Here is a 12755-nt window from a genome sequence, read left to right on the forward strand (position 1 = left end):
AAGCCCCAGGATCTCGTGAATCCTGGGGCTTTCTGCGTACTACGAGCTACTAGCTGACGGACTGCACGATCACGGCACCGTTGCCGACGGCGTTCCCGTCGGCCGTGCGCACCTCGAGCTCACCGCGCAGCACGCGGCCGGCACCGGGCTGGCCCAGCGGCGTGATGACGCCCGCGGCGGTCCAGGCCGCACCGGCGGCGCGGTCGGCGTTGGCGTCGGTCACGGTCAGCGTGCCGAGACCGGACGAGACGTAGACGTCGAAGTAGTCGTACTGCGTGGTGCCCGTGGGCACCGCGAAGCCGTCCACCTGGACGCGCCACAGACCGGCGGCCGGAGCGTTGACGGTCACCGACTCCTCGGAGTCACCGTCCGCCGACTGACCCGCGACCACGCACGTGCCGGACGTGCAGTTGAGCAGGAACAGGTCGAGGTCGGACGCGGCGTCGGACGGGTTGCCGATCGTCGTGGTGATCCGCGAGGCACCGGCGGGAACCTGGATGTCGAAGAACTTGGTCTCCAGGTTGCCGATCGTCTGACGACCCGACACGGCGCTGCCGACAGCGCCCGCCACGAGCCGGCCGTTGAACGCGGCCTGCGTGTTCGTGACGGTGTAGCTGCGGTTCACCGGCGTGCCCAGCGCCGCGGACGCGATGACGTCCGGGTTCGGGCTGATCGCCGTGCCGAGCACGGACGCGGTCACCGAGTACGGCGCCTCGTCGGCGTCGGAGGTGCGGCGTGCCTCGACCACGATCTCCCACACACCGGCCATCGGGCTGGTCAGCGTGCGGCTGGTCGGCGTGCCACCGGCACAACCGGCACCCGCGTCGGGGTTGTAGCAGTTGGTCGACGCGCTGGAGTCGAAGCCGGTGCCCTGCGGGGTGAAGCGCAGGAAGCGGACCTGACCCTTGCCGGCCTCGCCGCCGCCGGTCATGTCGACCTTCAGCGCGGTGGTGCCCTTGGGCACGTTCACGAAGAGGCTGGTCGACTGGTTGCGGGCGATCGTGCCGGACTTCGTGACCGAGAACTTGTTGGCGGCGTTGAAGTTCTCCGCCGCGAACACGGTGTTCAGGGTCTGCACGTCGACGCCGGGGGTCTCGGTGTCGTCGAGCTGCAGCACGGCGCTGTGCACGCCGGGCGTCTTGGCCTTGATCGTGACCGGGAACTGCACCGGCGTGTTCAGCGGGAGGTAGACCCAGCCGTCGGCGCGGAACGTGCCGTCGTCGCCCTTCCACGTCACCCGCCAGCCCTCCACGTGGTCCTCACCGGTGGTGCGGGTCAGCGTGTAGACGCGGGTGTACTCCTGGCCGACGCTCACGCCCTCGCGGTCGTGGATGCCGACGCCGACGTTCGGGGTGGCCAGCAGTCCACTGAGGACGGTGTTGACCGGGACGGAGACGTTGAGCTTGTTCGGCACGCCGTGCTTGTCGAGCAACGACCACGCGGCGTTCGTGTTGAACAGACCCGCGCCCTGCTCGTAGGCACCGAGGTTCTTGATGTAGTTGGCGCTGCGCTGGATCGCGTACCGCAGCTCGGCGCTCGTCGGACGCTGGCCGTCGTGCTCGGCCTTGAACGCGCTCACGAGCAGCGCGGCGGCACCGGTCGCCTGCGGGGCGGCCATGGAGGTGCCGTTGAACATCGAGTAGCCGGGCGGGAGGGCGTAGGTGCCCGCCACCGGGCCGCCCGCCTGCCAGCGCGGCGTGGTGGAGATGGCCGAACCGGGCGCGATGATGTTCGGCTTGAAGCCGCCGTCCTCACGCGGGCCGCGCGACGAGAAGCCGTGCAGGCCCTGCTTCTGCGCGGTCTTCGAGCCGTAGTTCGACAGCCAGGTCTGGCTGGTGATGTACGAGCCGACGCTGACGGCGTCGGTTGCGACCGACGGGTCACCGACGGTGTTGGCGCCCGCACCCGAGTTGCCCGCCGAGATGAACAGCTGGACGTTGTACTCGTTGATCGTGCGGTTGTAGAGCTCCGCACGGGCGTTGTTGCCGTCGTTGAGCGCCGGGAGGCCACCGATGGAGATGTTCACGACGTCGGCGCCGTTGCGCGCGGCGTAGAGGACACCGTCGATGAGGCCGGAGCTGGTGCAGGCCGACGAGGTGAGGCAGGCCTTGATCGCCATCAGCTTCGCGCCGGGGGCGGCACCGGCCATCTTGCCGTCGAACAGCTTGTGAGCGGCGGTGATGCCGGCGACGTGGGTGCCGTGCGCGGCGCCCGCGATGCCCAGGTTCACGTACGGCGTGCCCTGGTTGTCGTAGATCGAGCGGTCGGTCTGCACGACGAACGCCATCCGGTCGGCCACCGGCGTCGCGGGGTTGTCGGTGCCGAAGAACCCGAAGTCCTTCTTGACCTTGTAGTCGATCATGCGCGGGTTGTTGGTGAAGTTGCCGTCACCATCGGTGTCGACGAAGACTTCCTTCGTCGTGATGTCCTGCAGGACACCGAACCCGTCGAGGCGGTCGCCGTCGCGGTTGATGTCACCGCCGGTCTCGCTGCCGGCGCTGCCGAGGTCCTGCGCGGTCTCGCGGAAGAGGCCGAACGAGTAGGGGCCACCGGTCGCGGGCGCGGTCCACTCGCGGCCGCCGTTGGTGAACTTGCCGACGGTGCCGGTCTTGGTCATGGTGACCCAGGTGCCGTCGCCGGAGTTCGTGGCGTTCGCGTTGTACCAGTCGATGATCTTGCGCTCACCGGTGCTGGTCGTCTGCAGCGCGGGCGTGTCGAGGTCGACGCCCGAGTCGATGATCGCGATCGTGGTGCCGCGGCCGTCCCACTTCGGGTGCGCGGTGGCGAACTGCGCCGCCTGCGTGTCCTGCGTCGGCATGTACGGGTTCGTGCGCGGCGTCGTCGGACCGGGCGGCGTCTGCGGGGCCGGCTGCTCCGAGCCGTCCGGACGCGGGTCGTCGAGCTGGATGAGGCCGTCGACGTCCACGGTGCTGACGGACTTCAGCTTGGCCGCCTTCTCCGCGTTGTCGCGCGGGATGGTGACCTTGACGTAGTCGACGTCCTTCTCGGTCTTCTGGACCGTGGCGCCGAGCGCCTTCAGCTCGCTGACCGCGGCGTCGGTCTTGCCGGCCTCGGCGGCGACCAGCAGGTCGACGGTCGGCTTGCCCTCGCGGGCCGCCTGGTCGACGAGCTCGCGGTCGGTCTTGTCCAGCTGCTTGTCGGCCGCCGGCTTTTCCTGCGTTGCGTTCTGCGCGACAACGGGGGTGGCGGCGAAGCCGAGCCCGGCAGTGCCCAGCACCGCGGTCAGCAAGACCGTTCCGGTGCGGCGTCTCCAGTTCTTCACGGCGCATGTGCCCTTCGTGGGGTAAAGAGTGCTCCGAAGCACATCTCTTCGCCTCGCGAGGGGCAATCGTCTTCCTGGACCATTCTTGCGTTCCACATTGGACTGTTCAGCGGCTTGTCCGGGCACACTTCTAGTGCTGCGCGTTTTGTTTTCGTTTTAGAACGAGCAGTTCCTCTCCAGTCAAGAGCTGATGGAGGGGAATGTCAAGGGCTCCGTCAACGGTGAACGCTGTTGCCGTGTAACAGGATCACGACTGGGCGCGATGTTCTCCGCGCAGTCGCGACCACAGTCGGCCGAGGATGCTCTGGCTGGTCGCGAGCACTTTTGGCTGAGCACCACAGGTAGCGCAGTTCGCGCGATGGTGCCGCAATGCGTTTTGCAACTCGGCCACCTGACGCTGTGCCCGTTCGGGCACGACGTCCTTTTTGATCGAGAGCAGGCTCAGGTCGGTCAGCGTCTCTTTGCCGTGCCGCATCCGGACAATCGGCGCGATGGTGTGAAAGAAGATCAGGTTGCGCCGCCGGTGTGGCTCGATCGACTGAACGTCGCACCACTGAATGGCCGTCTGACGGTCGAGGCTGTTCGAAGTAATGCCATCAGCGGACAGCTTGGTGCCCATCCGAAAACTGCGCCACGCGACCGTGCCGCCCATCAACGACCACAGGCCGCCGAAGACGTAGCCGTACCAGGGGCCGCCCGCCATCGCGATCGGCCCGCTGGCGGCGACCGCGCCGCCGAGCCCGAAGAGGACCCATCTCCACCTGGTGTGCATCTCCCCATCCTGTTTACCCGATTGCCGGGCCTAACCTTGTTCGGTGCGAAACCAGGACCTGCCGCTGTCGGCGACGTTCCGCGGCCTGCCCGCGGTACCCGCCGGCCAAGTGGTCACCGGGCTCATCCCGCACGAACCTCCCAACTTCCAAACGCCTCCCGCGCTCGCGTTGTTGAGTGGGCCCGTGTGTGTGGTGACCGGGCAGCGCGGCGTCGGCAAGACGCAGGTCGCCGCTGCTCTGGCACGTCAGCGGGTGCTCGACGGGTGGCTGGTGGCGTGGATCGGCGCCGAGACCGCTGACCAGATCAAGGCAGGGCTGGCGGAGCTGGCTGATCGGTTGGGGTTGTACCGGCCGGAGGACAGCGCCGACGTCACTGCTGTTCGAGTGCGCAACCACCTGCAGACCCGTTCGGGGCCCGCGTTGCTGGTGTTCGACAACGTGGTGTCGCTGGACGCGGTCAGGCCGTACCTGCCGTCCGCGGGGCCTGCGCAGGTGGTGATCACCAGTACCTCGCGCGGGTCGCAGGTCGGCTCTGAGGTGCCCGTCGAGGTGTTCTCGCCGGAAACCGCACTCGAGTTCCTGCGCGAAGCCACCGGGCGCGACGACCCTCTTGCCGCTGAGCTCGCTGCCGAGGTCGGTTACCTGCCGTTGGCGCTCGCGCAGGCGGCGGCGCGGATCAAGGCCGCACGCTGGGACTACGCGAAGTACCTGGAGAACTTCCGGAAGTTCCCGGCGGAGAAAACGCTCATCCGACGGGACGGGGATCCATATCCGCTCGGCGCGGCGACCGCGATCCTGATGGCGTTAGAACCATTCCAAGGCAGCGAACTCCTGGAAGTGCTGTCAGTGCTGTCACCGGAGGGTGTCTCGCGGCAGGTGTTGGGCGGCAACGCCGACGACGAGCTGGTGCGGCTGCATGAGGCGTCGCTGGTGGAGCTCGCGGGTGACTCGTCCGTGCTCATGCATCGGTTGGTGCAGCGGGTGATCCGCGACCGGGCAGCAGACCAGTGTGCATTGACTGGTGCGGCACTCCTGCTCTCTCAACGCGCCCAGATCGAAGGCGACCCCTGGACCTACCGCCACTTCGGCCAGGAGTTGGTCCGGCAAGTCGAGGCCCTGGCCACCAACATCACCCCCACCACCAGGCTACCGTCGGTCGAGGTAGTGCTGAGGCTTCGGCTGTGGGCGAGCAACTTCCTCATGAGAACCGCCGACCTCGCTAGGGCCGACCTGATCGCGAAGGAAATCCGTGCGGAAGCCGTCACGCGACTCGGAGAGAAGCACCTGTTTCCCGTCCTCGCCAGGCAGATCATCGCCCAGGTGATGCTGAGTACCCGCACAGAAGACTTCACAGACCTGCTGGAAAAGGACTTGGCAAGGTTGCGGGAGGAGTTCGGCGTCGAGCATCCCAACACGCTTACCGCAGCGACCCTGCTGAGCAGCAACCATCGACAGCTTGGGCGAGCGGAAGACGCCATCGCGGTGCTCGAACCATGGCGAGAAGACTCAACACTCAACGTGGTGAGAGTGCTTGCGCGCGCCTACCTCGCAGCCGGACAACCAGAAGACGCGATCGCTGTTCTGGAACGAGGTCTACGGGGCAAGGCAGACGTCGAATCCGGAGGCACGCTCGAACTGAAGGTCGCACTCGCCGATGCGTACAACGCCGTAGGCCGTTCCGACGAAGCGCAAAGGTTCTATGAGCATGTGCGGGATGCGTATCTGAGATTGGTCGGACCTGATCACCCACTCAGCATCGTGAGCGCGAGCAGACTTGGGATCACTCTCCTCACACACGGGCAGTACGACAGGGCCAGGCAAGTGCTGGAGGAAACCCACGCGATCGCAACCAAGGTGCTCGGAGCGGATCACCAGACGACAGTGCTGACCCGCACGGCGCTTGAGGCGATTCGGCAGGACTGAAGGCTGATCAGGCGCTACCTTGCGCGCATGGACCTCAAGCTGGTCGCCGACGAGCTCTACGGGCTGACCCCGAAGGAGTTCACCGCGGCCCGCAACGCCGCCGCCAAGCAGGTCGAGGACAAGGACCTCGCGAAGGCCATCGCCGACCTGCGCAAGCCGACCGTGGGCGCGTGGGCGGTCAACAGGCTGGTCCGCGACGCCCCGGAGGGCCTGGAGGAGGCGCTGGGGCTCTCCACGGCGCAGCTGACGATGCGAGAGCTCGGGCGCAAGCGCAAGGAGCTGCTGGAGGCGCTGGTCTACCGCACGCTGGAGCTGACCGGGCCGCTCGCGGACGACGCCGTCACGCAGGTGCGCAACACGCTGACGGCCGCGATGGCCGATCCCGAGTCCGCCGAGCAGGTGCGGGGCGGGCACCTCACGAAGTCGCTCGAGTACTCCGGGTTCGGGTTCGCGTTGCCCGTCGCAGAGCCGGCGACAGACGGTGAGGACGCGCTGGCCCGCAAGCGCAAGGAGCGGCAGGAGCGCAAGCGGGCCGAGGCGCAGCAGGCGTTGGACGAGGCGGAGCAGGCGGTCGGTGAGGCTCAGGCCGACCAGCTGGCGGCGCAGCGGGCGTTCGACCGGGCGGCCGAACGGCTGGAGGACGCCAAGCGGGTCACCCAAGGTGCCGAGAAGGCTCGGAAGGCCGCTGAGCGCAAGCTCAACGACCTTTCGTGAGCGCGTGACCACGGCGAGCGTTCGGTCCGCTTCGAACCTGAAGACGAGCTGAAGGAATTGAGTCCCGTCACAGTCAAAACCGACCGGAACACAGCGGTCCGGTTGTACGTTCAACAATGTGGTTGGCCGCGGGCGCTCGAGCTGCTCGCCAGGACGATCCGGCACCCCCAGGCTGGAAAAGTCCTTCCGCAGGCGTCGCGTGCTCGCGCCGCGGTCAACCCGCCGTCGGCCGGCACTCCGGAACTCCCCCCTCACCGGTAGTGGCGGTCGACGGCATCCCTACAGGTTGTACTGGTCGTGCCGCGCGTAGAAGGCCGCCAGCGCCTCCGGGTCCAGGCCCTTCGCCTCCCCCACCTCCAGGAAGAAGTTCTCGCGCGCGATGCCGGGCGAGAACAGGATCAGCATGCGGACGGGCGCGTCGCTGTCGTTGCGGAACGCGTGCGGCCGGTTCGGCGGCACGTACAGGAAGTCGCCCTCGCCGCCGCGGATCCACTCGTCGCCGTCGAACAGCGTGATCTCGCCTTCGAGCACGTAGAACGACTCGGAGAACGTCTTGTGGAAGTGCGGGCGGGCTCCGGCCGCGCGGGCCTCCATCCGCCACTCGAACAGGCCGAACTCGCCGTTCGTCACCGACCCCGGCGCGACGAAACGGGTGGTCTTGGTGCTGAAACCCACCTCAGAGGCTGGTCGAAAGCTCATCGATCACTCAACTCCCCAGATATGAAAATGACTCAGGTCTCGTGCGTGATCTGCGGTGGATCTATGCTCGCCCGATGGCACATGACGCGGATGTCATCGTCGTCGGCGCGGGCCTCGCAGGTCTCGTCGCGACCGCAGAGCTCGCGGACGCGGGCCGCAAGGTCATCCTCCTGGACCAGGAGCCGGAAGCGACCCTCGGCGGCCAGGCCTGGTGGTCGTTCGGCGGGTTGTTCCTCGTGGACACCCCCGAGCAGCGCAGGCTTCGGGTCAAAGACTCGCACGACCTGGCCCTGCAGGACTGGATGGGCTCGGCGCAGTTCGACAGGGACAGCGACCACTGGCCCCGGCTGTGGGCGCAGGCCTATGTGGACTTCGCGAGCGGCGAGAAGCGCAGCTGGCTCCACAACATGGGCGTGCGCTGGTTCCCGTTCGTGCAGTGGGCCGAGCGCGGCGGTTATCTCTCCAACGGGCACGGCAACTCGGTGCCGCGCTTCCACGTCACCTGGGGCACCGGGCCGGGCGTGGTCGAGCCGTTCGAGCGGCGGGTGCGCGAGGGCGTGGCGAAGGGCCTCGTCACGCTGAAGTTCCGCCACAAGGTCACCGGCATCAACGTCACCAACGGCGTGTGCGACGGCGTGTCCGGTGACGTGCTGGAGCCGTCGTCGGTCGGCCGCGCGGAACCCAGCTCGCGCACGGTCGTGGGCGACTTCCAGCTCTCAGCTCAAGCCGTGATCGTCACGTCCGGCGGCATCGGCGGCAACCACGACCTGGTGCGCAAGAACTGGCCGGAGCGGATGGGCACCCCGCCGAAGTTCATGCTGTCCGGTGTGCCGGACTTCGTGGACGGGCACATGATGGAGGTCGCGCAGAAGGCCGGCGCGTCGATCATCAACGCCGACCGCATGTGGCACTACCCCGAGGGCATCGCGAACTACGCACCCGTGTGGGGCAAGCACGGCATCCGCATCCTGCCGGGCCCGTCGCCGCTGTGGCTCGACGCGGACGGCAACCGGTTGCCGATCCCGCTGTTCCCCGGTTTCGACGCGCTGGGGTCGTTGCAGCACATCACGACGCACGGCCACGAGCACTCGTGGTTCGTGCTCAACAAGAAGATCATCGGCAAGGAGTTCGCGCTGTCGGGCTCCGAGCAGAACCCGGACCTGACCGGCAAGGACACGAAGGCCGTGCTCAAGCGGGCGTTGCCGGGTGCGGTGGCTCCGGTCGAGGCGTTCGCGCAGAAGTCCAAGGAGTTCATCCAGGCCGGGACCGTCGCGGACCTGGCGCGCGGCATGAACGCGCTGACCGGCGACTCGCGCATCGATGCCGCCGCGCTGGAGAAGATCATCGTCGAGCGCGACCGGCAGGTGACTTCCGGACTGGGCAAGGACATGCAGGTCAACGCGATCCGCGCGTCCCGGCACTTCCTGACGGACAAGCTGATCCGCGTCGTCGAGCCGCACCGGCTGCTGGACCCGAAGGCCGGCCCGCTGATCGCGGTGAGGCTCTCGGTGATCACGCGGAAGACGTTGGGAGGCCTGCACACCGACCTGTCGTCGCGCGTTCTCGACGGGTCCGGCGAGGTGCTGCCGGGGCTCTACGCCGCCGGTGAGGCCGCAGGCTTCGGTGGTGGTGGCGTGCACGGATACCGTGCGCTGGAAGGAACTTTCCTCGGCGGCTGCCTGTTCTCCGGACGGGTCGCCGGTCGTGCCGCGGCCGAGGCGGTCTCCTAAGTTACACAGCCGAACTGAGACGAAACATTCGCCGTTCCTTGCCGCGTAACGAAGTTCCCCGCGGAAGGAACGGCGAATGCTTTTACGAGGTGGAATCGCGGCTGTCCTGCTCACACTGCTGGCGGGCACGGCGGTCGCGGATCCGTCCGCCCAGGTGGTCGGCGGCACGCGAGCGTCCATAAAGGACAACCCGTTCGCGGTGTACCTGGCCCCCACTGCCGACACGCGCGATCCCCGCTGCACCGGTGTGGTCGTCGCACCGACCAAGATCCTCACCGCCGCGCACTGCGTCGACGAGGGCGTGACCGGGCCGAAGCCGATCCCGTTGAACAAGCGCGTGGTCGTGGCAGGGCGCGAGAACGTGCACAGCGTCGACGAAGGCGTGGTCGCGAAGCTCACCAAGATCGTCATCAACCCCAAGTACGACGGCATCTCCTTCGACTCGGCGGTGCTCACGCTCGACCGCTCGCTGAAGCAGAAGCCGATCAAGATGGCCGGTGCGGCCGACCGGCACCTGTACGCGCCGGGCAAGTCCGCCACCGTGATGGGCTGGGGCGCGGTGAAAGAAGGCGGCAGCACCAACGGTTACCTGATGAAGGCCTCGATCCCGATCCTCGAGGACGAGACCTGTCGCGTGTACTGGGGCGACGACGGCGCCGGCAACGACTTCTACGAGAACCGCTCGATGATGTGCGCCGCCGTGATGAAGGGCGGCATCGACGCGTGCAACGGTGACTCGGGCGGGCCGTTCGTCGCGGGCGGCAAGCTGATCGGTCTGGTGTCGAAGGGCGACGGCTGCGCGCGGCCGAACACGCCGGCGATCTACGCACGGGTCGATGCCATCAACTCGTGGGTCGCGAAAGAGATTTTGCTCTGATCTCGCGTGGTGGACGCGGGTTGACGGTCTTCCGGCTTGCGGCTGTGCTGGAGGCATGACGCAGATCGGTGTTCTGGTCGGCAACCCGCGGCCCGCCTCGCGCACTCTGCAGGCGGCCCTGGCCCTGCGCGAGGCTCTGGCCTCGACGTTCGGCGTGCCCGTCGAGGGACCTGTGGTGGACGCGGCGGAACTGGCGCCCGCGGTGTTCACGTCGCCGGACACGATCAAGGCAGCGCTGGAGACGTTGGGCCAGGCCGACGTGCTGGTGGTCGCCACTCCGACGTACAAGGCCGCGTACACCGGGCTGCTGAAAGCCGTGCTGGACCAGGCGCCGTCGGGGTGGTTGCGCGGCAAGATCGTCGTGCCGCTGCAGATCGCCGCCGCGGACAAGCACGCGCTGGCCGTCGAGGTGCACCTGCGACCGGTGCTGGCCGAACTGGGCGCCTTGGTGCCGCAAGCCTTCTTCCTCAACGAGTCCGCGCTGCCCGCCGACGTCACCGACTTCGACCTCGAAGCCCTGAAGGTGCTGCGATGAAGGAACAGCTGCGCGACGCGTTGAAGCACCACGCCCAGGCCGTCACGATCGTCACCGCCACGGGCCCCGACGGTCCGGTGGGAACGACGGTCAGCTCGTTCACCTCGGTCTCGTTCGAACCTCCTCTCGTCGTCGTGTGGATCGGCGAAGGCGCTTCGGTGTGGCCCGTGCTGCGAACCGCTCCGCTGTTCGCCGTGCACCTGCTGGACGCCGCGCAGACTCCGCTCGCGGACCTGTTCGCGACCAAGAACGTCGACCGGTTCGGCGCCGAAACCCGCTGGCAGCACGACGACGACGGCGTGCCGTGGCTGCTGGACGCGCCGGTGCGGTTGCGGTGCCGGACCGCGCGCCGGATCGCAGTGGGCGACCACATCGCGCTCGTCGGCGAGCCGTTGGACATCACGCACTCCGACATCGCCGCGCCCCTGGTTCGGCACCAGGGGCGCTACACCTCAGTCGCCTAAAGTCCGCAGGATCGCCCGCGCCACCACGTCGTTCTGCCGGAACGCCGGGGCGTTCGTGTTGGGCCGGGCGAACGCCGCGAAGGACTTGCCCGTCGTGTAGGGGCCGACAGCGAATCTCACCGGGTCCTCCACACCGCGGTCGTTGATCAGTCGGCCATCAGCGGAGACCTTGACCAAGCCGGTCGGGTCCTCCGCGATGTCGCCGGTCGCGCGCAACGACTTCAACACCGGATCCGCGGTCCGGGACAGGCTGTGGGTGGGCAGCCGGGCCTCGACCAGACCGTTGGCGCGCACCACTTCCGGCGTGGTCGCGCTCCCGGCCAGGAACGCCCCGTCCACGGCCTCCACCCACATGTCCGCGCCGAGGAAACGCACGATTCCCGCACGCGACAACGCCAGCAGCTCCTCCAGCCGGTCCGGGGGCGGGCCGGACGCCAGGTAGCTGAAGTAGCCGTGCCACCAGCCGTCGGAAGCACCCAGCTGCCCGTACACCGACAGCAGCGCCAGGAAAGCGCCCAGATCGGCGCTGTGCCGTGGATCTGAGCGACGGGCCACATCCGCCCCGACGTAAGACCGCAGGTACTCCTGGAAGTCCTCCGCCGACGCGAAGGTCAGGCCTTCGAGCGGGCGGTCGAGCTTCTCGAAGTCGATGCGGTCAGCCGGGTCGGGCACCGCACGGGCTTCCAGAGCGCGCATTTCGTCGCTGTACCAGGGCAACTCGGCGAAAGCCGCCTCGAACTCCGCGAACGGCAGGCGCACCAGCCCGGGATGGCCGGTGAACAGCTCGTGGTAGTAGCCCCACGCGATCTCCTTGGCCATCAGCGGCCAAACCTCGGCGCTGAACGGCTTGGGGCCGGTGAAGAAACGCGGCAACGCAGGCCTCTTGCCCTGCAGGCGATAGCTGGTCTTCGAGTGGTACGGAACGCCCCGCCGCGAGCCGACGTAGATCGTCGGCTCGGCACCGGACGGGAGGTACTCCAGATCCCCCGAAGAGCGCACGTACCTGCCGCCACGCCCCTCGGTCAGCAACACCATCAGGTCGATGAACGCGAGCCCGAACCCGCGCAGCACAACGTCTCCCGCGACCTCCGACAGATCAGCGTCAGCGGAGTACAGCGGCGGCACGTAGACCAGGCCGTGCTCCGAGGCGTGCTCGGCGAGTTTGCGGTGCTCGGGTTCGGGTTCGGCGTCGAGGTGGCCCAAAGCGAGAACCAACACGTCAGCCCGCAGCGACTCCCCGCTGTCCAGCCACACCCAGTTGCCGACGACCTTCAACGCCCGAGCCGGATGCACGGTCACAGAGATGTTCGGAGGCAGAGATTTCCTTACGTGGTCGAAAAACCACTCCAGATACCCGCTCTGCACCTGACGCGACGGGAAGGAGGTCGGGTCCACGTCACACCACTCCGAGAGCGACGGACCGGGGCGAATCGGGCCATCGCCGTCAAACGACGAATCCGTGAAGACCGTCACGTCCTCGGCCATGGAGTTCATGCGCAGCAACGGAGACTGCGCGTGCCGCCACACCCGGCCCGCACCGGGCGGGTAGGGGTCGATGACGTGCACGGTCAGGTCGAGTGTCGGCGATTGGGCGGCAATGCGTTCGAGCAGGCCGGCGGCACGAGGTCCGCCGCCGATGATCACGAGTGAGCGCATGCGCGTCTTTCCGTTGGAGGGCAACGAGAAACGAGCCGCGCCCCTCAACGCGAACACCACCACAGTACCCCGCGTGTGCAACCAAATCCCGCTCTGTGGAC

Annotated in this window: 10 protein-coding genes; 6 read left to right on the forward strand and 4 right to left on the reverse strand. The window is 67.8% G+C overall.

The genetic code is table 11. The features are described from left to right. Window positions 1-49 precede the first annotated feature (49 nt). Window positions 50-3283 carry a S8 family serine peptidase gene (locus tag AB0M24_RS24485; RefSeq protein WP_363772057.1) on the reverse strand — a complete coding sequence of 1078 codons (3234 nt, stop codon included), beginning with the start codon at window positions 3281-3283 and terminating at the stop codon, window positions 50-52. A 247-nt stretch (window positions 3284-3530) separates the two neighbouring features. Further along, window positions 3531-4055 carry a hypothetical protein gene (locus tag AB0M24_RS24490; protein WP_363772060.1) on the reverse strand — a complete coding sequence of 175 codons (525 nt, stop codon included), beginning with the start codon at window positions 4053-4055 and terminating at the stop codon, window positions 3531-3533. Between the two features lie 271 nt (window positions 4056-4326). Here AB0M24_RS24490 and AB0M24_RS24495 point away from each other — a divergent pair, with 271 nt between their 5' ends. Both AB0M24_RS24495 and AB0M24_RS24500 read left to right on the forward strand, forming a co-directional pair. Then, on the forward strand, window positions 4327-5979 hold the full coding sequence (locus AB0M24_RS24495) for a tetratricopeptide repeat protein (RefSeq protein ID WP_363772063.1): 1653 nt from the start codon (window positions 4327-4329) through the stop codon (window positions 5977-5979). A gap of 27 nt (window positions 5980-6006) precedes the next feature. Beyond that, on the forward strand, window positions 6007-6693 hold the full coding sequence (locus AB0M24_RS24500; protein WP_363772066.1) for a hypothetical protein: 687 nt from the start codon (window positions 6007-6009) through the stop codon (window positions 6691-6693). 279 nt (window positions 6694-6972) lie between these two features. On the opposite strand, the gene AB0M24_RS24505 is transcribed toward AB0M24_RS24500, so the two are convergent. Beyond that, complete coding sequence (locus AB0M24_RS24505) at window positions 6973-7392, reverse strand: cupin domain-containing protein (RefSeq protein WP_363772069.1); 420 nt, start codon at window positions 7390-7392, stop codon at window positions 6973-6975. A gap of 74 nt (window positions 7393-7466) precedes the next feature. Here AB0M24_RS24505 and AB0M24_RS24510 point away from each other — a divergent pair, with 74 nt between their 5' ends. From AB0M24_RS24510 to AB0M24_RS24525, 4 genes are all read left to right on the forward strand, one after another. Next, window positions 7467-9122 carry an FAD-binding dehydrogenase gene (locus tag AB0M24_RS24510; RefSeq protein ID WP_363772072.1) on the forward strand — a complete coding sequence of 552 codons (1656 nt, stop codon included), beginning with the start codon at window positions 7467-7469 and terminating at the stop codon, window positions 9120-9122. Between the two features lie 76 nt (window positions 9123-9198). Beyond that, window positions 9199-9999, forward strand: coding sequence for a serine protease (locus AB0M24_RS24515; RefSeq protein WP_363772075.1), 801 nt, complete (start codon window positions 9199-9201; stop codon window positions 9997-9999). Between the two features lie 55 nt (window positions 10000-10054). Continuing rightward, window positions 10055-10534: an NAD(P)H-dependent oxidoreductase gene (locus AB0M24_RS24520; protein ID WP_363772078.1), complete on the forward strand. Its 480-nt coding sequence runs from the start codon at window positions 10055-10057 to the stop codon at window positions 10532-10534. Next, window positions 10531-10998 (forward strand): flavin reductase family protein, encoded by a 468-nt coding sequence (locus AB0M24_RS24525; protein ID WP_363772081.1) that lies wholly within the window; start codon window positions 10531-10533, stop codon window positions 10996-10998. The genes AB0M24_RS24520 and AB0M24_RS24525 overlap by 4 nt, the downstream gene beginning before the upstream one ends. Here AB0M24_RS24525 and AB0M24_RS24530 read toward each other — a convergent pair. After that, entirely contained in the window at window positions 10987-12654 is a 1668-nt protein-coding gene (locus tag AB0M24_RS24530; protein WP_363772084.1) for an FAD/NAD(P)-binding protein, read from the reverse strand. The two genes, AB0M24_RS24525 and AB0M24_RS24530, sit on opposite strands and share 12 nt — an antisense overlap. Between the last annotated feature and the right edge of the window lie 101 nt (window positions 12655-12755).

The sequence above is a fragment of the Lentzea sp. NPDC051838 genome (assembly GCF_040681245.1).
GTDB lineage: Bacteria > Actinomycetota > Actinomycetes > Mycobacteriales > Pseudonocardiaceae > Lentzea.